Annotated in this window: 24 protein-coding genes; 9 read left to right on the forward strand and 15 right to left on the reverse strand. The window is 67.8% G+C overall.

Annotated elements, in window-relative coordinates:
• Positions 1-27: 27 nt before the first annotated feature.
• From VF522_RS04970 to VF522_RS05015, 10 genes are all read right to left on the reverse strand, one after another.
• Positions 28-456, reverse strand: a complete 429-nt coding sequence (locus VF522_RS04970; protein ID WP_330907125.1) for a F0F1 ATP synthase subunit epsilon — start codon at positions 454-456, stop codon at positions 28-30.
• Between the two features lie 162 nt (positions 457-618).
• A complete protein-coding gene (locus VF522_RS04975; RefSeq protein ID WP_330907126.1) occupies positions 619-1047 on the reverse strand; it encodes a F0F1 ATP synthase subunit epsilon in 429 nt (142 codons plus the stop codon).
• Between the two features lie 61 nt (positions 1048-1108).
• Complete coding sequence (gene atpD / locus VF522_RS04980; RefSeq protein ID WP_330907127.1) at positions 1109-2521, reverse strand: F0F1 ATP synthase subunit beta; 1413 nt, start codon at positions 2519-2521, stop codon at positions 1109-1111.
• Positions 2522-2568: 47 nt separating this feature from the next.
• Positions 2569-3450, reverse strand: a complete 882-nt coding sequence (gene atpG / locus VF522_RS04985; RefSeq protein ID WP_330907128.1) for a F0F1 ATP synthase subunit gamma — start codon at positions 3448-3450, stop codon at positions 2569-2571.
• Between the two features lie 23 nt (positions 3451-3473).
• Entirely contained in the window at positions 3474-5027 is a 1554-nt protein-coding gene (gene atpA, locus VF522_RS04990; protein ID WP_330907129.1) for a F0F1 ATP synthase subunit alpha, read from the reverse strand.
• Between the two features lie 33 nt (positions 5028-5060).
• On the reverse strand, positions 5061-5591 hold the full coding sequence (locus VF522_RS04995) for a F0F1 ATP synthase subunit delta (RefSeq protein WP_330907130.1): 531 nt from the start codon (positions 5589-5591) through the stop codon (positions 5061-5063).
• A 9-nt stretch (positions 5592-5600) separates the two neighbouring features.
• Positions 5601-6074: a F0F1 ATP synthase subunit B gene (locus VF522_RS05000; protein ID WP_330907131.1), complete on the reverse strand. Its 474-nt coding sequence runs from the start codon at positions 6072-6074 to the stop codon at positions 5601-5603.
• A gap of 66 nt (positions 6075-6140) precedes the next feature.
• Complete coding sequence (atpE, locus tag VF522_RS05005; RefSeq protein WP_227753795.1) at positions 6141-6404, reverse strand: F0F1 ATP synthase subunit C; 264 nt, start codon at positions 6402-6404, stop codon at positions 6141-6143.
• Between the two features lie 73 nt (positions 6405-6477).
• Positions 6478-7350 carry a F0F1 ATP synthase subunit A gene (gene atpB / locus VF522_RS05010; RefSeq protein ID WP_330907132.1) on the reverse strand — a complete coding sequence of 291 codons (873 nt, stop codon included), beginning with the start codon at positions 7348-7350 and terminating at the stop codon, positions 6478-6480.
• A gap of 7 nt (positions 7351-7357) precedes the next feature.
• Complete coding sequence (locus tag VF522_RS05015) at positions 7358-7840, reverse strand: ATP synthase subunit I (protein WP_330907133.1); 483 nt, start codon at positions 7838-7840, stop codon at positions 7358-7360.
• A gap of 158 nt (positions 7841-7998) precedes the next feature.
• On the opposite strand from VF522_RS05015, the gene VF522_RS05020 reads away from it, so the two are divergent.
• From VF522_RS05020 to VF522_RS05045, 6 genes are read left to right on the forward strand one after another with little or no spacing between them, the layout of a single operon-like run.
• Entirely contained in the window at positions 7999-8445 is a 447-nt protein-coding gene (locus VF522_RS05020; protein WP_330907134.1) for a CopD family protein, read from the forward strand.
• 28 nt (positions 8446-8473) lie between these two features.
• Complete coding sequence (locus VF522_RS05025) at positions 8474-9367, forward strand: aminotransferase class IV (protein ID WP_330907135.1); 894 nt, start codon at positions 8474-8476, stop codon at positions 9365-9367.
• A gap of 2 nt (positions 9368-9369) precedes the next feature.
• A complete protein-coding gene (locus VF522_RS05030; protein WP_330907136.1) occupies positions 9370-9672 on the forward strand; it encodes a YbeD family protein in 303 nt (100 codons plus the stop codon).
• On the forward strand, positions 9673-10335 hold the full coding sequence (gene lipB / locus VF522_RS05035; RefSeq protein WP_330907137.1) for a lipoyl(octanoyl) transferase LipB: 663 nt from the start codon (positions 9673-9675) through the stop codon (positions 10333-10335). It abuts the gene before it with no gap.
• Positions 10336-10348: 13 nt separating this feature from the next.
• Positions 10349-11341, forward strand: coding sequence for a lipoyl synthase (gene lipA, locus VF522_RS05040; RefSeq protein ID WP_330907138.1), 993 nt, complete (start codon positions 10349-10351; stop codon positions 11339-11341).
• An 8-nt stretch (positions 11342-11349) separates the two neighbouring features.
• Positions 11350-12171 carry a DMT family transporter gene (locus tag VF522_RS05045; RefSeq protein WP_330907139.1) on the forward strand — a complete coding sequence of 274 codons (822 nt, stop codon included), beginning with the start codon at positions 11350-11352 and terminating at the stop codon, positions 12169-12171.
• Here VF522_RS05045 and VF522_RS05050 read toward each other — a convergent pair.
• The 5 genes from VF522_RS05050 to VF522_RS05070 all read right to left on the reverse strand — a co-directional run bounded on the left by VF522_RS05050 (position 12168) and on the right by VF522_RS05070 (position 16525).
• Positions 12168-12710 (reverse strand): hypothetical protein, encoded by a 543-nt coding sequence (locus VF522_RS05050; protein WP_330907140.1) that lies wholly within the window; start codon positions 12708-12710, stop codon positions 12168-12170. The two genes, VF522_RS05045 and VF522_RS05050, sit on opposite strands and share 4 nt — an antisense overlap.
• Positions 12711-12842: 132 nt before the next feature.
• Entirely contained in the window at positions 12843-14609 is a 1767-nt protein-coding gene (ptsP, locus tag VF522_RS05055; RefSeq protein ID WP_330907141.1) for a phosphoenolpyruvate--protein phosphotransferase, read from the reverse strand.
• Positions 14606-14875 (reverse strand): HPr family phosphocarrier protein, encoded by a 270-nt coding sequence (locus tag VF522_RS05060; protein WP_330907142.1) that lies wholly within the window; start codon positions 14873-14875, stop codon positions 14606-14608. The genes ptsP and VF522_RS05060 overlap by 4 nt, the downstream gene beginning before the upstream one ends.
• Positions 14844-15299 (reverse strand): PTS fructose transporter subunit IIA, encoded by a 456-nt coding sequence (locus VF522_RS05065; protein ID WP_330907143.1) that lies wholly within the window; start codon positions 15297-15299, stop codon positions 14844-14846. The genes VF522_RS05060 and VF522_RS05065 overlap by 32 nt, the downstream gene beginning before the upstream one ends.
• Complete coding sequence (locus tag VF522_RS05070; RefSeq protein ID WP_330907144.1) at positions 15296-16525, reverse strand: MFS transporter; 1230 nt, start codon at positions 16523-16525, stop codon at positions 15296-15298. The genes VF522_RS05065 and VF522_RS05070 overlap by 4 nt, the downstream gene beginning before the upstream one ends.
• Before the next feature lie 32 nt (positions 16526-16557).
• Here VF522_RS05070 and VF522_RS05075 point away from each other — a divergent pair, with 32 nt between their 5' ends.
• From VF522_RS05075 to VF522_RS05085, 3 genes are read left to right on the forward strand one after another with little or no spacing between them, the layout of a single operon-like run.
• Complete coding sequence (locus tag VF522_RS05075; protein WP_330907145.1) at positions 16558-17793, forward strand: CaiB/BaiF CoA-transferase family protein; 1236 nt, start codon at positions 16558-16560, stop codon at positions 17791-17793.
• Positions 17793-18527 carry an alpha/beta hydrolase gene (locus VF522_RS05080; protein ID WP_330907146.1) on the forward strand — a complete coding sequence of 245 codons (735 nt, stop codon included), beginning with the start codon at positions 17793-17795 and terminating at the stop codon, positions 18525-18527. Before VF522_RS05075 ends, VF522_RS05080 begins: the two co-directional genes overlap by 1 nt.
• Positions 18528-18574: 47 nt before the next feature.
• Positions 18575-19087, forward strand: coding sequence for a TlpA disulfide reductase family protein (locus VF522_RS05085; RefSeq protein ID WP_330907147.1), 513 nt, complete (start codon positions 18575-18577; stop codon positions 19085-19087).
• Positions 19088-19171: the final 84 nt, after the last annotated feature.

Below are 19171 nucleotides of genomic sequence, written 5' to 3' on the forward strand. Positions count from 1 at the left end.
CTCGGCGGAGCCGGCGGTCAACTCCGGCTATTTGCGCCGCAGGTATCGGCGCACCGCGGCCATCTCCGCGACTGCCACGGCAAGCTCCGACTGCGCGCGGGCGATGTCGATCTCGCTTTTCGCGTTGCGCAGGGCTTCTTCGGCAGCGCGGCGCGCCTCTTCCGCCTTCTGCTCGTCGAGGTCCTTGCCGCGGATCGCCGTGTCCGACAGCACCGTGACGCGGTTCGGTTGCACCTCCAGGATGCCGCCGGCGATGAACACGAATTCCTCGGCGCCGTCCGGCTTCTCGATGCGGACCGCCCCGGGTCGCACCCGCGTGATCAGCGGCGTGTGGCGCGGATAGATGCCCAGTTCGCCCGACTCGCCCGGCAACACGACGAAGCGCGCCTCGCCCGAGTAGATGGACTCGTGGGCGCTGACGACGTCGACGCGGAAGGTGAGGGCCGGGTCGGACATGGGGAGAGAGCTTATCCCGTGCCGTCATTCCCGCGCAGGCGGGAATCCAGAGCATGCAGGAAGCCCTGGATCCCCGCCTGCGCGGGGATGACGGAGGGAAGGCCATAAAAAAGCCCCGTGACTTGCGGCACGGGGCTTAGGGCGCTGGTTTTTAGCGCGTTCTTATTTCGCTTGCCGGTACTTGCGCAACGCGGCGATCTGGGCGGCCATGACGGCGAGTTCGGACTGGGCCTTGGCCACGTCGATCTCGCTCTTGGCGTTCTTCAGGGCTTCCTCGGCGGCATGCTTGGCCTCGTTGGCCTTCTCTTCGTCCAGGTCCTTGCCGCGGATGGCGGTGTCGGACAGGACGGTGACGCGGTTCGGCTGCACCTCCAGGATGCCGCCGGCGACGAAGACGAATTCCTCGCCGCCATCGGCGCGCTCGATGCGCACCGAGCCGGGCTTCACGCGCGTGATCAGCGGCGTGTGGCGCGGGTAGATGCCGAGTTCGCCGGCTTCACCGGGCAGGGCGACGAAGCGCGCCTCGCCCGAGAAGATCGACTCCTCGGCGCTCACCACGTCGACGTGGATGGTGTGGACAGCGTCTGCCATTTGATCTCTTAGTCAGTGAGGACAGAGCAGTCGCATTGCTTCCTGGTCTGTCCCGCAGGTATCAGGATGCCGCCAGCTTCTTGGCCTTCTCGAAGGCCTCGTCGATGGTGCCGACCATGTAGAAGGCCTGCTCGGGCCGGTGGTCGCACTCGCCGGCCACGATCATCTTGAAGCCGCGGATGGTCTCGGCCAGCGGCACGTACTTGCCGGGCGAGCCGGTGAACACTTCGGCCACGTGGAAGGGCTGCGACAGGAAACGCTGGATCTTGCGGGCGCGGGCCACGGCCAGCTTGTCTTCCGGCGCGAGTTCGTCCATGCCCAGGATCGCGATGATGTCGCGCAGTTCCTTGTAGCGCTGCAGCGTCTGCTGCACCGAACGGGTCGTGGCGTAGTGGTCTTCGCCGACGACGTTCGGGTCGACCTGGCGGGACGTGGAGTCCAGCGGGTCCACCGCGGGGTAGATGCCCAGCGCGGCGATGTCGCGCGACAGCACCACGGTGGCGTCCAGGTGGGCGAAGGTCGTGGCGGGGGACGGGTCGGTCAGGTCGTCCGCGGGCACGTACACGGCCTGGATCGAGGTGATCGAACCGACCTTGGTGGACGTGATGCGTTCCTGCAGGCGGCCCATTTCCTCGGCCAGCGTCGGCTGGTAGCCCACGGCGGAAGGCATGCGGCCCAGCAGCGCGGACACTTCGGTGCCGGCCAGCGTGTAGCGGTAGATGTTGTCCACGAAGAACAGCACGTCGCGGCCTTCGTCGCGGAAGGACTCGGCGATCGTCAGGCCGGTCAGCGCCACGCGCAGGCGGTTGCCCGGGGGCTCGTTCATCTGGCCGTAGACCATGGCCACCTTGGAGTCGCCGAGGCTCTCCAGGTTCACGACGCCGGATTCGGCCATTTCGTGATAGAAGTCGTTGCCTTCGCGGGTGCGCTCACCCACGCCGGCGAACACCGACAGGCCCGAGTGCGCCTTGGCGATGTTGTTGATCAACTCCATCATGTTCACGGTCTTGCCCACGCCGGCGCCGCCGAACAGTCCGACCTTGCCGCCCTTGGCGAACGGGCAGATCAGGTCGATCACCTTGATGCCCGTTTCCAGCAGTTCCTGCGAGGGGGCCAGTTCGTCGTAGGCCGGGGCCTTGCGGTGGATCGAAGCCGTCAGCGACTGGTCCACGGGACCGCGCTCGTCGATCGGGTTGCCCAGCACGTCCATGATGCGGCCGAGGGTGGCCTTGCCAACCGGCACCGTGATCGCCGCGCCGGTGTTGTACACCACGAGGCCGCGGCGCAGGCCGTCGGTGGACCCCAGCGCGATGCAGCGCACCACGCCGTCGCCCAGCTGCTGCTGCACTTCCAGCGTCAGCGCGGAGCCGTCCATCTTCAGCGCGTCGTACACGCGCGGCATCTGGTCACGGGCGAATTCGACGTCCACGACGGCGCCGATGCACTGGACGATCTTTCCTTGGTTCTGAGCCATTTCAGTTGCTCTCCGTATTCACTTCAACCGTTTGATGGGGAGCCGCCTTAAACGGCGGCGGCCCCCGAGACGATCTCCGAAAGTTCTTTCGTGATCGCCGCCTGGCGCGTCTTGTTGTAGACCAGCTTGAGCTCGCCGATGAGGCTGCCGGCGTTGTCCGTGGCCGCCTTCATGGCGACCATGCGGGCCGACTGCTCGGAGGCCATGTTCTCGGCCACCGCCTGGTACACGAGCGCCTCGACGTAGCGCAGCAGCAGCTCGTCGATCACCGTCTTCGCGTCCGGCTCGTAGATGTAGTCCCAGCCGTGCTCGTGCGAACCCGACGCCTTGCTGTCCGCTTCCATCTTGGCGGCGGACAGGGGCAGCAGCTGCTCCACCACGGGCTCCTGGCGCATGGTGTTGATGAACTTCGTGTACGACAGGTACACGGCGCTCAGCTTGCCTTCGGCGTACTGGTCCAGCAGCACCTTCACCGGGCCGATCAGGCGCTCGAGGTGCGGCGTGTCGCCCAGCTGGGTGACATGCGACACGACCTGCGCGCCGATGCGGTTCAGGAAGCCCAGGCCCTTGTTGCCGATGGCAACGGTCTGGACGCTGGCGCCCTCGCCCTGCAGCTCGCGCAGCTTCTGGGTCACCGCGCGCAGCACGTTGGTGTTGAGACCGCCGCACAGGCCCTTGTCCGTGGACACCACGATCACGCCCGCCGCCTTCACGTCGTTCGACTTCATGAAGGCGTGGGTGTATTCCGGGTTCGCCTTGCCGAGGTTGGAGGCAATGTTGCGGACCTTGTCGCTATAAGGCCGGGCCGCACGCATGCGTTCCTGCGCCTTGCGCATCTTGGAGGCGGCGACCATCTCCATGGCCTTGGTGATCTTCCTGGTGTTCTCCACCGATTTGATCTTGCCGCGAATTTCCTTGCCTGCTGCCATTGCCGTTGTTCCTCGGTGTTGGCTTAGGCGAAGGTCTTCTTGAACGCTTCGATCGCGCCCACCAGCTCGGCCTCGGAATCCTTGTCCATGGCCTTGTTGGTTTCCAGCTTGTTCAGCAGCGCCGCGTTCTTGTCCTTCAGCCAGCCGTGCAGGCCGGTTTCGAACGCCAGGACCTTCTTGACGTCGATGTCGTCGAAGTAGCCCTTGTTCACCGCGAACAGCGAAGCGGCCATCAGCGAGATGGGCAGCGGGCTGTACTGGGGCTGCTTGAGCAGTTCCGTCACGCGGGCGCCGCGATCGAGCTGCTTGCGCGTGGCGGCGTCGAGGTCGGACGCGAACTGCGCGAAGGCGGCCAGTTCACGGTACTGCGCCAGGTCGGTACGGATACCGCCGGACAGGCCCTTGACCAGCTTGGTCTGCGCGGCACCACCCACGCGCGACACCGAGATACCCGCGTTGATGGCGGGACGGATGCCGGCGTTGAACAGGTTGGTTTCCAGGAAGATCTGGCCGTCGGTGATCGAGATCACGTTGGTCGGCACGAACGCGGACACGTCGCCGGCCTGCGTCTCGATGATCGGCAGCGCGGTCAGCGACCCGGTCTTGCCCTTCACCTCGCCCTTGGTGAACGCTTCGACGTAGTCGGCGTTCACGCGCGCGGCGCGTTCCAGCAGGCGGGAGTGGAGATAGAACACGTCGCCGGGATACGCTTCGCGGCCCGGGGGACGGCGCAGCAGCAGCGAGACCTGGCGGTAGGCGACGGCCTGCTTGGACAGGTCGTCATAGATGATCAGGGCGTCTTGCCCGCGGTCGCGGAAGTACTCGCCCATCGTGCAGCCGGAGTACGCGGAGACGTACTGCATGGCGGCCGATTCGGACGCCGTGGCCGCCACGACGATGGTGTACTCCATCGCGCCGTTCGCCTCGAGCGCACGCACCAGGTTCTTGATCGTGGACGCCTTCTGCCCGATGGCGACGTACACGCAGGTCATGTTCTGACCCTTCTGGTTGATGATCGTGTCGACCGCGACGGCGGACTTGCCGGTCTGGCGGTCGCCGATGATCAGCTCGCGCTGGCCACGGCCGATCGGCACCATGGAGTCGATGGCCTTCAGGCCGGTCTGCACCGGCTGGTCGACCGATTTACGCGCGATCACGCCGGGAGCGACCTTCTCGATCACGTCCGTCATCCTGGCGTTGATCGGGCCCTTGCCGTCGATCGGCTGGCCCAGGGCGTTGACCACGCGGCCGATCAGCTCGGGGCCGACGGGCACTTCGAGAATGCGGCCCGTGCACTTGACGGTGTCGCCTTCGGAGATGTGCTCGTACTCGCCCAGGATCACGGCGCCGACGGAGTCGCGCTCGAGGTTCAGCGCGAGGCCGAACGTCGGGGTGCCGTCTGCCGTGGGCTTGAATTCCAGCATTTCGCCGGCCATCGCATCGGACAGGCCGTGGATGCGGACGATGCCGTCGGTCACGGAGATGACCGTGCCCTGGTTGCGGATGTCGGCGCTGGCTGCCAGGCCTTCGATCCGGCTCTTGATCAGTTCGCTAATTTCTGCGGGATTGAGCTGCATGACTCGTTCCTTGTCCTTTGGAGCGAAAACGGCTTAAGCCGTCAGCGCGACTTTCATTTGTTCCAGGCGTGCCTTCACCGAGGTGTCCAGCACCTCGTCGCCCACCACCACGCGGATGCCGCCGATGAGGGACGCGTCTTCCTGCACGGAGAGATTGAGCTTACGGCCAAAACGCCGCTCGAGAACCTGGGCCACGGAGGCCAGCTGCTCGGCAGCGATCGGGAAGGCGCTGTAGACCGTGGCGTCGGAGGAGCCGCTCTGCGCGTTCTTCATGTCCCGGAACTGCTGCGCGATCCCGGGCAGCGCCGCGAGGCGGCCGTTCTCGATGACGGTGCGCAGGAAGTTCTGGCCCGACGCGGGCAACTGCACGCGCACGACATCGGAGATGACGTCGTAGACCTGGGCGTTGCCGACCTTCGGGTTGTCCGCGAACTGCAGCAGCTGGGCGTTGCCCGCCACGGCGGCAAGGGCATCCAGCCACTGCGAGGTGCCGTTCAGGTCGCTCTTCGAGGACTTGAACAGCGCTTCCGCGTAGGGACGGGCGATCGTGGCGAGTTCTGCCATGGCGCTTCCCTAGACCAGCTCGCCCTGCAGGCGATTCAGCAGGTCGGCGTGCACGGTGGCGTTCACCTCGCGGCGCAGGATCTGCTCGGCACCCTTGACCGCCAGCACGGCGACCTGCTCGCGCAGGGCTTCGCGGGCCTTCACGGTCTGCTGCTCGGCTTCGGCGCGGGCGGCGGCGACGATCTTGTTGGCCTCTTCGGTGGCGCGGCCCTTGGCCTCCTCGACGATCGCCTGCGCACGGCGCTCGGCGTCCGCCAGCAGGGCGGCGGTGTCGTTGCGAGACTTGGCCAGCTCCTCTTCCACGCGCTTGTCGGCGGCGGCCAGCTCGGACTTCGCCTTGTCGGCGGCGGCCAGGCCTTCGGCGATCTTGCGGGCACGCTCGTCGAGGGCGGCGGCGATCGGCGGCCACACGAACTTCATCGTGAACGCGACGAGGATCGCGAAGACGATGCACTGAATGATGAGGGTACCGGTGATGCTCACTTTTTCATCCTTCCAGCCCGCGGGCCACTTGCACGCGGGATCGGTTTGGCGAAGGGATGGGGTGAATTACTTCGGCAGGTTGGCCAGCTGGCCCAGGAACGGGTTGGCGGTGGCGAACCACAGCGCGATACCGGTGCCGATGATGAACGCGGCGTCGATCAGGCCGGCCAGCAGGAACATCTTGGTCTGCAGTTCGTTCATCAGCTCGGGCTGGCGGGCGGCCGACTCGAGGTACTTGCTGCCCATGATGCCGATGCCGATGCAGGCGCCGATGGCACCCAGACCGATGATCAGGCCGGCGGCCAGGGCGACAAAGCTGATAACTTCCATGATTGCTCCTAAGGACTTTGGTGGTTGACGAGAAAAAGGGGAGAGAAGGACTTCTTGCGATGCGCCGCGCGGCTTAGTGCGCGTCGTGCGCCTGGCCCACGTACACGAGCGTGAGCATCATGAACACGAACGCCTGCAGCGTGATGATCAGGATGTGGAAGATCGCCCAGGCGGAGCCCGCGATGATGTGGCCGATGGCCAGGCCGATGCCCGTGCCGGTCAGCGAGAAGGCGCCGCCCATGAGGGCGATCAGCAGGAAGATCAGTTCGCCGGCGTACATGTTGCCGAACAGCCGCATGCCGTGCGAGACGGTCTTGGCGACGAACTCGATGATCTGCATCAGGAAGTTGAACGGCCACAGCGCCGGGTGGTTGCCGAAGGGCGCGGTGAACAGTTCGTGCACCCAGCCGCCCACGCCCTTCATCTTCATGTTGTAGAACAGGCAGATCAGCAGCACCGAGAGGGACAGGCCCATGGTGACGGAGAGGTCGGCGGTCGGCACGCTGCGCATGTAGGCGTGGTGCGGATCGTGGCCGGCGGCGCCGTAGGCCCACTGCCACAGCACGGGCAGCAGGTCGACGGGCAGCAGGTCCATGGCGTTCATCAGGAAGATCCAGACGAACACGGTGAGCGCGAGCGGCGCCACGAGCTTGCGGCTCTGCGCGCTGTGGACGATGCCCTTGGCCTGGGCGTCGACCATTTCGACCAGGATCTCCACGGCGGCCTGGAAGCGGCCCGGCACGCCGGAGGTCGCCTTGCGGGCGGCCTTCCAGAACAGGAAGCAGCCCGCCACGCCGATCAGGATCGCCCAGAACATCGAGTCCCAGTTGAACACCGAGAAATCGACGACGTTCCCGGGCTTCTTGTTCTGCCAGAACGTCAGGTGGTGAACGATGTATTCACCCGCGGTCGGACCATGCCCCGCGGCAGCGCTTTCAGCAGCCATGTTTCTTTCAGCTCGATTTCGTCTTGGGCCGCGGCGCGAACGCCAGGGCGACCCAGTAAACCTTCATTGCGAGGACCAGTCCGATCAGCAACGCCGGCCAGCTCAGTCCCGCCACCAGCCTCGGCGCCACCACCAGCATGGCGAACGTCAAGGCGATCTTCACCATCTCCCAAAGCAGGAAGCCGACTGCCGCCGTTCCCGCATCGAGCGATGAAAACTTTCCGGTCAGTCCCCGGGCGAACACCGCCGCGGGCACCAACACCGCCAGAGCCCCGTACGCGACGGACCATCCGACGTTCTGCTTTCCAGTGAACAGCCAGGCGAGGAGCCCGCCGACCACCACCACCGCGGCCTGCCCCGCCACCACCCACCACGGGGACACCGGGGGGTTCTGCTCGCGCACGCGTCGCGCCTCTTCGGCGCTCAACGGCTGGACGGGGGAGGCTTCCAGTGGCTCTTCAGGCAGCGGGGCGATGTTTTTGGTTGGCATACCTGCCGATGTAACCGCCGCTGTGGCCCTGAAAATTTTGGAAAGCCTCCCATTATAAGAAGAAACCCGTGCCCCTCCGCCAGCCCCCGGGGATGAGCTCGTCCTACGCACTTGCACGGACGGCCGAGAATGCGGGTCTCACACAACGGGGAGGACCCATGCGCAACCTGATGCTGCTGCTGCACCTGGCCGGTGCGATCTTCTGGATGGGCGGGATGGCCTTCGCGGTCATGAACCTGCGGCCCGCCCTTCACGAACTGCAGCAGCCGCCTGTGCGCCTGCCGCTGGTGGTCGGCGTGCTCAGGCGCTTCTTCGTCGTGGTGATGGCGAGCATCGCGCTGCTGCTGCTCACGGGCGTCGGGCTGCTGCAACAGGTGCCGGGCGCGCAGGCGCCGCGCGGCTGGCACGCGATGGCCGGGATCGGCATCGTGATGATGCTGCTGTTCGGGCACATCTACTTCGCGCCGTGGCGGCGGCTGCGGCGAGCGGTGGCGGCGCAGGACTGGCCGGAGGCGGGCAGGCGCATGAACCAGATCGTGCTGCTGGTGAAGGTGAACCTGGGACTGGGGTGGCTGGCGATCGCGGCGGTGCTGCTGTGGCGGTGAATCCCGTCGCTCGCCCGAACCGGAGAAAATGACGCCCATGAACAACGACATCCCCGCCCTCCCCTGCTGGCTGAACGGCGAGATCTCCACCATCCGCGACGCCAAGGTGAGCGTCCTGGACCGCGGCTTCATCTTCGGCGACGGCATCTACGAGGTGGTGCCCGCGTACAACGGCCGTCCGTTCCGGTTCGAGGAGCACATGGCGCGGATGGACCGCAGCCTGCGCGAGATGCGCATCCCCAACCCGATGGACCGGGCCGGCTGGCGCAAGGTGGTGGACCAGCTGATCGACGCCTATGCGAAGCACGTCGGCAGGAAGGCCGAGGACACCCACCAGCTCGTCTACCTGCAGATCACCCGCGGCGTGGCGATGCGCGACCACGCGATGCCGGCGGACATCACGCCGACGGTCTTCGGCATGGTCAACCGGCTCTACATCTACACCGCGGAAGAGCGCGCCAAGGGCGCGATGTGCGTGACGGCGGACGACTTCCGCTGGGAGAAGGCGCACATCAAGAGCACCAGCCTGGCCGGCGCCGTGCTGTCGCGCCAGATGAGCGCCGACGTCGGCGGCAACGAAACCATCATGTTCCGCGACGGCTCGCTCAGCGAAGCGGCCGCCTCCAACGTGTGGGTGGTGAAGAACGGCGTGGTGCTCGGCGCGCCGAGGGACAACCTGGTGCTGGAAGGCATCCGCTACGGCCTGCTGGAAGAGCTTTGCGCGCGGGCGAAGATCCCCTTCGAGCTGCGCCGCGTGTCGCGCGAGGAGGTGCTGGCGGCCGACGAGATCCTGCTGTCCTCGGCCACCAAGGAAATCCTGCCCTGCACGGTGCTGGACGGCCGGCCGGTTGGAAACGGCAAACCCGGCCCTATCTACGAGAAGCTGTTTGCTGGGTACCAGCAGGCGAAACAAGCTTCCTGAGAATGTCCGCATCCCAATTTCCTCCCACCTCCGCCACCGATCCCCGCAAGGATTCGCTGATCGAATACCCGTCCCGCTTTCCCATCAAGGTGATGGGCGCGAAGGTGGACGGCTTCGTGCACGCCGTGACCACCATCGCGCGCGAGTTCGACCCGAGCTTCGACGCCTCCACCGTGGAGCTGCGCGACAGCAGCAAGGGCAACTACCTCGGCGTCACCATCACGGTGACCGCGACCAGCCGCCAGCAGCTGGATGACCTCTACCGGGCGCTGACCTCGCACCCGATGGTCAAGGTCGTGCTGTAAATGCTGGTGAAGGTGCTGGGGCGGGTCGACTACCTGCCCACGTACCAGGCCATGGCGGCCTTCACCGAAGGCCGCCGCGAAGACAGTCCCGACGAACTCTGGCTGTGCGAGCACCCGCCGGTGTTCACGCAGGGCCTCGCCGGCAAGGCGGACCACGTGCTGGAGCCGGGCGAGATCCCGGTGGTGGCCACCAACCGCGGCGGGCAGGTCACGTACCACGGGCCCGGTCAGGTGGTCGCCTATCCCCTCCTCGACCTGCGGCGGCGCGGCTACTTCGTCAAGGAATACGTGTACCGGCTGGAGGAGGCGGTGATCCGCACGCTGGCGGAGTTCGGCGTGACCGGGCACCGGGTTCGCAGCGCGCCCGGGATCTATGTGCGGCTGGAGGATCCGTTCGGGCACTCTGTCATCCCGGGCTTGACCCGCAATGACAGTTTCGAGGGCCTCGGCAAGATCGCCGCCCTCGGCATCAAGGTCTCGCGCCACTGCACGTACCACGGCCTCGCCCTGAACGTCGCCATGGACCTGCAACCCTTCGACCGGATCAACCCTTGCGGCTACGCGGGACTTCGCACGGTCGACCTTTCTACAATCGGGGTTTCCACCACATGGAACGAGGCCGCCGCCTTGCTGGGCCACAAGCTCGAGGCGCTGCTGGCCTGAACCAAGGGATTTCATGAGCTCCAACCCCGTCGTGCGCGAGGCGCAATCCGTCGAGACCTACCAGGCCACGGCCAAGCAGAAGGCCGCGGCCAAGCTGTCGCGCATCCCGGTGAAGGTGGAGCCCGGCGAGATCCTGAAGAAGCCCGAGTGGATCCGCGTGAAGGCCGGCTCCGCCACCTCGCGCTTCTACGAGATCAAGCAGATCCTGCGCGAGCACAAGCTGCACACCGTGTGCGAGGAAGCCTCCTGCCCCAACATCGGCGAGTGCTTCGGCAAGGGCACGGCGACCTTCATGATCATGGGCGACAAGTGCACGCGCCGTTGCCCGTTCTGCGACGTCGGCCACGGCCGCCCCGATCCGCTGGACGCGAGCGAGCCGGAGAACCTGGCCAAGACGATCGCCGCGCTGCAGCTGAAATACGTGGTGATCACCAGCGTCGACCGCGACGACCTGCGCGACGGCGGCGCCGGCCACTTCGTCGAGTGCATCCGCAAGACGCGCGAGCTGTCGCCGCAGACCACCATCGAGGTGCTGGTGCCCGACTTCCGCGGCCGCGACGACCGCGCGCTGGAGATCCTGAAGGCGGCGCCGCCGGACGTGATGAACCACAACCTGGAGACGATCCCGCGCCTGTACAAGGAAGCGCGGCCCGGCTCCGACTACCAGTTCAGCCTGAACCTGCTGAAGAAGTTCAAGGCCCTGCATCCGGGCGTGCCGACCAAGAGCGGCCTGATGGTGGGCCTGGGCGAGAACGACGACGAGATCCTGGAAGTCATGCGCGACATGCGCGCGCACGCCATCGACATGCTCACGATCGGCCAGTACCTCGCGCCGTCCACCTCGCACCTGCCGGTGCGCCGCTACGTGCATCCGGACACCTTCAGGATGTTCGAGCAGAAGGCCTACGAGATGGGCTTCACGCACGCGGCCGTCGGCGCCATGGTGCGCAGTTCGTATCACGCGGACCAACAGGCGCACGCGGCCGGCGTACCCGTAGGCGCCTGACGGCGCCCATGCATCCCAACGTCTACGCCCTCGGCGCGATCGCGCTCTGGGCCTCGCTCGCCACCCTCGGCGTCACGCTGAAGCACGTGCCGCCCTTCCTGCTCACCGGCCTCGCGCTGGTGATCGGCAGCATCCCCGCCTGGCCGCTCTTCAAGCGCTGGAAGGTGCCGCCGCGCACGCTGGCGCTGGGCATCTACGGCCTGTTCGGCTACCACTTCCTGCTGTTCGTCGCGCTGCGCGTCGCCCCGCCGGTGGAGGCCAACCTGGTGAACTACCTGTGGCCGCTGTTCATCGTGGTGCTGGCGCCGGTGTTCCTGCCCGGCCTGCACCTGAAGCCCGCGCACCTGCTGGCGGCACTCGCCGGTTTCTCGGGTGCGGCGATCGCCATCCTCGGCGGCGGCGGCGCCAGCGGCGCCTGGTCGTGGGGCTACCTGCCGGCGCTGGCCTCGGCCTTCCTGTGGGCGAGCTACTCGCTGTGGACCCGCCGCGTCGAAGCCTTTCCGACCGCCGCCATCGGCCTGTTCGGACTGGTCTCGGGCGCGCTGTCGCTGGCCTGCCACTTCGCGCTGGAGCCGCGCGTGGACCTCACGGCACGCGACCTGGGCCTCGTCGCCGTGATGGGACTCGGCCCCCTGGGCGCGGCCTTCTTCCTGTGGGACAAGGCGCTGAAGCACGGCGACGCACGGCAGATCGGCATCCTCAGCTACCTCACGCCGCTCCTGTCCACGACGCTGCTGGTGCTCGTCACGGGGCGCGGCTTCGGCACGAGCATCGTGCTCGCGGCGGCCCTGATCATCGGCGCCGCCGTGGTGGGCACCCGCGCCCGCTAGCCGACGCGCGTGTAGCGGAAACGCAGCGTCATGACGTCGGTGTTCGCCGGCACCGTCGCGCCGTCGAAGGTGCCGCTCTCGGTGAAGTTCACCACGACGTTGAAGCTCACGACGGTGCCGACCTGGCAGGTGCCGCAGTCCTGGTAGTTCGACGCGGCGATGCTGTCGATCACCAGCACGTAGTTGGTGTCCGGGTCGGTCACGGTGATCGTCGTGCCGCTCTGGCTGACGACCTTGCCCTGGAAATTGGTCCGCGCGACCAGCTGGGCGATGGCACTCGTCGTGAACCGCGCGACCTGCAAAGACGTAGGCACGGCGCTCGCATCGACGGCCACCGGCGGGGATTCGGGGCCGGTGTCCACGGACACGGTCAGCTGCCAGGTGCCCTGGAACGCCGGCGTGGACGGCTGCAGGAAGCGGATATCGTCCCCCGCCCCCCCACCGCCGCCCCCGCCGCAGGAGGCCAGCACGAGCGCGGCGGCGGCCGCCGCGAACCACACGCGCAGCAGCCAGAGGCTGCGCCACATCGATTTCGTCATCGCGGATACCTCCCTGGGAGCCTCGCGCCTCGCTGGGGTTTCGCTTCGCTCCACCGCCAGCCTGCGAATCGTTCTTTTGTACCGCAGACCGGCCCCGCCGGGTGGTGAGAAAGCCGCCCGGCCGACGACCGTTCAGACGGACAGCGACTGCGACGGGTCCTCGGAGTCCACCACCTGCTGCGCCCAGGTTTCCAGCCGCGAGGCATCGGCGCGCAGCACCTCCTGCTTCACGGCCAGCACCTGCGCCGGGTGCATGGAGAAGCTGCGCAGCCCCAGGCCGAGCAGCAGCCGCGTGAACTGGATGTCGCCCGCCATCTCGCCGCACACGCTCACGCCCTTGCCCTGCCGGCGGCACTCGGCGATGGTGTCGGCCACCAGCCGCAGCACGGCCGGATGGCAGGGGTCGTACAGGTGCGCCACCGATTCGTCGGCGCGGTCGATCGCCAGCGTGTACTGGATCAGGTCGTTGGTGCCGATCGAGAGGAAGTCGAAGTACTTCAGGAAGGTGCGCAGCGACAGCGCCGCCGCCGGGATCTCGATCATCGCGCCGAACTGCACCGGGCCGTAGGGCACGCCGCGGTTGTCGAGCTCGGCCCGGGCGAAGTCCAGCAGCGACAGCGTCTGCCGGATCTCCGTGCCGTGCGCGATCATGGGCACCAGCAGGTTCACCTTGCCGTGCGCCGCCGCGCGCAGGATCGCGCGCAGCTGGGTACGGAACATCTCGGGCTCCGACAGGCTCCAGCGGATCGCGCGCAGGCCCAGCGCCGGATTGAGGTGCGCCTCGTCGCGGCGCGATTCGTCCAGCGGCTTGTCGGCGCCGACGTCCACGGTGCGGATCGTCACCGGCATGCCATGCATGTCCTCCACCGCCTTGCGGTAGGCGAGGTACTGCTCCTCCTCGTCGGGCAGGTTGCCGTGGCGGCCCATGAACAGGAATTCGCTGCGGAACAGCCCCACGCCGACGGCGCCGGCGGCGAGCGCGCCCGCCGCGTCCTCGGGCAGTTCGATGTTGGCGAGCAGTTCCACCTTCTGGCCGTCGAGCGTGACGGCCGGCGTGTGCCGCAGCCGGCTCAACCGGCCGCGCTCCAGCTCGGCCTGGCGCTGCTTGAACCCGTACTCGGCCAGGATGATCGGCGACGGGTCGACGATCATCACGCCGGCGTCGCCGTCGATGATCACCCAGTCGTCCTGCCGCACCAGCTGGCTGGCGGTGCGCGCCCCCACCACCGCGGGGATGTCCAGGCTGCGGGCGATGATCGCGGTGTGCGAAGTCTTGCCGCCGACGTCGGTCACGAAGCCGGCGAACACGCTCTGCTTGAACTGCAGCATGTCGGCCGGCGACAGGTCGTGCGCGACCAGCACCAGCGGCACGTCGACGCTCTCGTCGAGCAGCAAGTCCTGCTGCGTCTTGCGCTTGCGCGCCACGGGTTGGGCCACCGGCGAACCGATGCCCTTCATGTAGCGCAGGATGCGCTCGGCCACCTGTTCGAGGTCGGCCTTGCGCTCGCGCAGGTATTCGTCCTCCATGTCGTCGAACTGGCGCGACAGCACTTCCAGCTGCGTCGTGAGCGCCCATTCGGCGTTGTAGAGGCGATCGGTGATCCAGTGCTTGACGCCGTCGATCAGCTCCTGGTCCTGCAGCAGCATGAGGTGCACGTCCAGCAGGGCGGACAGCTCGTGCGGCGCCTCCTTGGGGCCCATGCCGGCGATGGTCTGCTGCAGGCGGTGGATCTCGTCGACCACCGCGTTGCGGCCGGCGCGGATGCGCTCGATCTCGGCTTCGACCTGCGAAGGCTGGATGAAGTAGTGGGCCACGTCGGCGCGGCCCGAGCCCATGACGACCGCCCGCCCGATGGCAATGCCCCGGGCGACCGCGATGCCATGGATCGAAAAAGTCACTCGCCTTCCCCGAACTTGTCGCTGATCAGCGCGAGCAGCGCGTCCATCGCTTCCTGCTCCTTGTCCCCGTTGGTCTCCAGCGTGACCTCGGTGCCGATGCCGGCGGCCAGCATCATCACGCCCATGATGCTCTTGGCGTTGACGCGGCGCTCGCCGCGGCTCATCCAGACTTCGCACGGGTAGCTGCCGGCCAGCTTGGTGAGCTTGGCGGAGGCGCGCGCGTGCAGGCCCAGCTTATTGCTGATGGTCGTGTTCTTCTTGATCATGGTTCCGTCGGGGCTGGTTCTGCGGCGCGGTGATGTTCACCTGCATCACGCCCTGCGTGCCGCCCACCACGGCGCGCGACACCAGCGTGTCGAGCGACTCGTGGCGGTAGCTCACGCTGCGCAGGAGCATGGGCAGGTTCACGCCGGTGATGAGGCGCGTGCTCACGCCGTCGACCAGCTTCTGGGCCACGTTGCTGGGCGTGGCGCCGAAAATATCCGTGAGCACCAGCACGCCCATGATGCCCTGGCCGCGCGAGAGCTGCTCCAGCGCGATGCGCGCGGTGGCCAGCGTTTCGTCGGGCGACAGGTTGGGCTGCACGTCGATCGCCATGACCGCGCCGCCGCAGTCGGGGAAGACGTGCAGCGCGCACTGCCGCAGGGCGTTGGCCAGCGGCGCATGGGCGATCAGCAGGATGGCGTTCATGGGCTCTCCGGGCGATTATGGCTTCTGCTCCACAGGAACCATGCGTAGGAGAGCACGCTCGTGGCGAGGAAGACACCAAAGGCGCCCCGGAAGGCATCCACCTCGGTCCAGCCCCCGGCCTGGAAGGCGTCGACCAGCAGGCCGATGCCCCACTGCACCACGAACACGCCGATGAAGATCGCCAGGTTGTAGGCGGACAAGGCGCGGCCGGCGAGCGCGGCCGGGAACACCATGCCCACCGCGGGCTGGGCCAGCGCGACGAAGGTGCTGGCCGTGCAGAACAGGGCCAGGGCCGCCGGGCCGGCCGCGGGGCCCGCCACGATCAGGTTCGCGAGGGCAGCGAAGCTCAGGGGCAGGCCCCAGGCGATCAGGCGGTCCGTCACGATGCCGCGGCGCTGCAGCCAGGGATTGACCAGGCCCCAGCACCAGAAGGTGGCGAGCATGGCGAGGTTGATCGTGAAGAGGCCGGCGGCCGCTTCGACCGGGCTGTAGCCCGCCACCCGCGAGAGCCACGGCCCCGCCCACAGCGACTGCACCGCGATCATCCCGCCGTAGCTGAAGAAGCCGAGGGGCGCCATCTGCCAGAAATAAGGGTGGCGCCACACCGGGCCGTAGCTGCCGCGCGGCGCACCGGGCTTGCCCGTCGCGTCCTCGGTGGACCAGTCCGGCACGCGCCAGGCGATCACGAACATCGACAGCGCCATCAGCACCGCGAGGCCCCAGAACAGCGGCCGCCAGCCGAACTGCGGCAGCAGCCACTGCACCGGCAGCGTGGAAGCGACCATGCCCATGGAGCCCGTCATCAGCATCCACGAGTTGGTGCGCAACTGGACCGGCGGGGTGAACCAGCGGCGAAAGCCGGTGAGCGGCGCCATCAGGCAGGCGGCGACGCCCACCCCGCAGAGCACGCGCGCGGCCAGCAGCCAGCCGAAGCCGTGCGCGAGCGCGAAGGACACGCAGCCCAGCACCGCGAGCGCCACGAAGCGCAGGATCACCTTGCGCGGGCCGTGGCGATCGAGCCAGGTGCCCAGGGGCAGCTGGATCAGGGCGAAGCCGAGGAAATAGCCACCGGCGAGCAGCCCGAGGTCGCCGGCGTGCAGGCGGAACTCCTCGGTGAGCACCGGCGAGAGCGTCGCCGTGATGGCGCGCAGGACCGCCGCGAAGAAGTAGGCGAAGGCGAACGCGAGGAAGACCACCACCGCCTGGCGGCGCTCGAGCAGGGACATCGCACGGATTATCCTTTCCCGATAATGGGCGCATGAACGCCCTCGATGGAATCCGCGTGCTCGACCTGTCGCGCGTGCTGGCCGGTCCCTGGTGCACGCAGACCCTGGCCGACCTCGGCGCGGACGTGATCAAGATCGAGCGTCCCGGCAGCGGCGACGACACGCGCAGCTGGGGGCCGCCCTTCCTCAAGGACCGCGACGGCCAAGACACGGGCGAAGCGGCGTACTACCTCGGGACGAACCGCAACAAGCGCTCGGTGACCTGCGACATCGCGCAGCCCGAGGGCCAGGCGCTGGTGCGCGAGCTGGCGAAGCATTGCCACGTGTTCGTGGAGAACTTCAAGGTCGGCGACATGGCGCGCTACGGGCTGGACTACGAATCGATCCGCGCGGCGAATCCGCGCATCGTGTACTGCAGCGTGACGGGCTTCGGCCAGACCGGCCCCTACCGCGAGCGCGCCGGCTACGACTACGCGGTGCAGGGCATGGGCGGGCTCATGAGCATCACCGGCGAGCGCGACGACCTCGGCGGCGGGCCGCAGAAGGTGGGCGTGGCGGTGGCGGACCTGTTCACCGGGATGTACTCCTGCGTCGGCATCCTCGCCGCGCTGCGGCACGCGGAGCGCACCGGCGAAGGCCAGCATCTGGACATGGCGCTGCTCGACACGCAGGTGTCCATGCTCGCGAACCTGGGCGCGAACTACCTCGTGAGCGGCAAGGCGCCCGGGCGCGCGGGCAACGCGCACCAGAACATCGTGCCCTACCAGGTGTTCGAGACGGCGCCGCACACCGACGGCAGCAAGGACTACGTGATCGTCGCCGTGGGCAACGACGGCCAGTTCGCGAAGTACTGCCAGGTGGCGGGCCATCCCGAGCTGGCGAGCGATCCGCGCTTCGCCAAGAACCAGGACCGCGTGCGCAACCGCGCCGTGCTGGTGCCGATGCTGGAGGCGGTGATGAAGACTCGGCCCAAGACGGATTGGCTCGCGGCGCTGGAAGCCGCCAAGGTGCCCTGCGGCGCGATCAACAACCTCGCCGAAGTGTTCGCCGATGCGCAGGTGCGCGAGCGCGGCATGGTGCACCGGTGGCAGCATCCGCTGGCGGGCGAGGTGGACCTGGTGGCGAGCCCGCTGAAACTGAGCGCGACGCCGGTGCGCACCGAGATGCCGCCGCCACTGCTCGGACAACACACGCAGGAAGTGCTGCGCGAGATCCTTGGTTGGGACGACGCGCAGGTCGGCGCGCTGCGCGCGAAGGAGATCCTCTGATGGCGAATTTCGTCCTGGTGCATGGCGCCTGGCATGGCGGCTGGTGCTGGCAGCGCGTGGTGGACCGGCTGCACGCGCAAGGCCACCGGGCGCACGCCGTCACGCTCACCGGCGTGGGCGAGCGCGCCCACCTGCTGTCGTCGCTGATCACGCTGGAGACGCACATCGCGGACGTCGCCGGCGTCATCGAGGCGGAGGAACTGGGCGACGTGGTGCTGGCGGTGCACTCGTACGCCGGCATGATCGGCACGGCGATCGCCGACCGCATGCCGCAGCGGCTGAAGCATCTCGTCTACGTGGACGCCGTGGTGCCCAAGCCCGGCGAGAGCTGGAGCAGCACGCACGCCAGCGCGACGCGCGAGGCGCGGCTGGCCGCCGCGCAGGCCTCGCCGGACTACGCCTTCCCGGCGCCGGACCCGTCCGTGTTCGGCCTCGCGGCGGACGACCATGCCTGGGTGCAGCGCCGCCAGACGCCGCATCCGGGTCACACCTACCAGGCGCCGCTGGCGTTCGATCCGGCGCGCGTCGCGTCGGTCCCGCGCACCTTCGTCGACTGCACCCAGCCGCGCCTGGGCACCATCGACTCGATCCGGCCGCGGGTGCGCGACCGCAACTTCTGGGACGGCGCCTGGGTCGGCGGCGGCGGCGCCCGGGTAGTGGAGCTCGCCACCGGCCACGACCCCATGGTCAGCGCCCCGGAGGAGCTCGGCCGGCTGCTGGCGGCCTGCGCTTGACCCGCGTCAGGCGCGAACTTCCAGGATGGGCCAGAATCCCAGCTGACATGGCAAAGACGAAGACCGGAACGAACTGGAGCCGCCGCGCGCTGCTGGCGGGCGTAGTGGCCGCCACGGCGGTGCTGGCCGGCTGCGCGCGCGATGCGGCGCCCGACACCACCTTCGTGCTTCTCGACGGTTCGAAGAAGACCACCGCGGACCTGAAGGGGAAGGTGACCTTGGTCAACTTCTGGGCCACCAGCTGCACCACCTGCGTGGCGGAGATGCCCAAGATGGTCTCCACCTACGAGAAGTACCACGCCAAGGGCTACGACCACCTGGCCGTGGCCATGAGCTACGACCCGCCGGTCTACGTGGTGAACTACGCGCAGTCGCGCAAGCTGCCCTTCAACGTCGCGATCGACAACACCGGCGCGGTGGCGCAAGCCTGGGGCGACGTGAAACTCACGCCGACTTCGTACGTCGTGAACAAGAAGGGCGAGATCGTGAAGCGCTACGTCGGCGAGCCGAACTTCGCGGAGCTGCACGCGCTGATCGAGAAGCTGCTGGCGGAATCCTGATCGTCATCCCCGCGGAGGCGGGGACCCAGGACCCTGGATTCCCGCCTCCGCGGGAATGACGACCAAAAAAAGCCCCGCATCGCG

Origin of the sequence: Ramlibacter sp. (assembly GCF_036383835.1) — a bacterium.
GTDB lineage: Bacteria > Pseudomonadota > Gammaproteobacteria > Burkholderiales > Burkholderiaceae_C > Ramlibacter.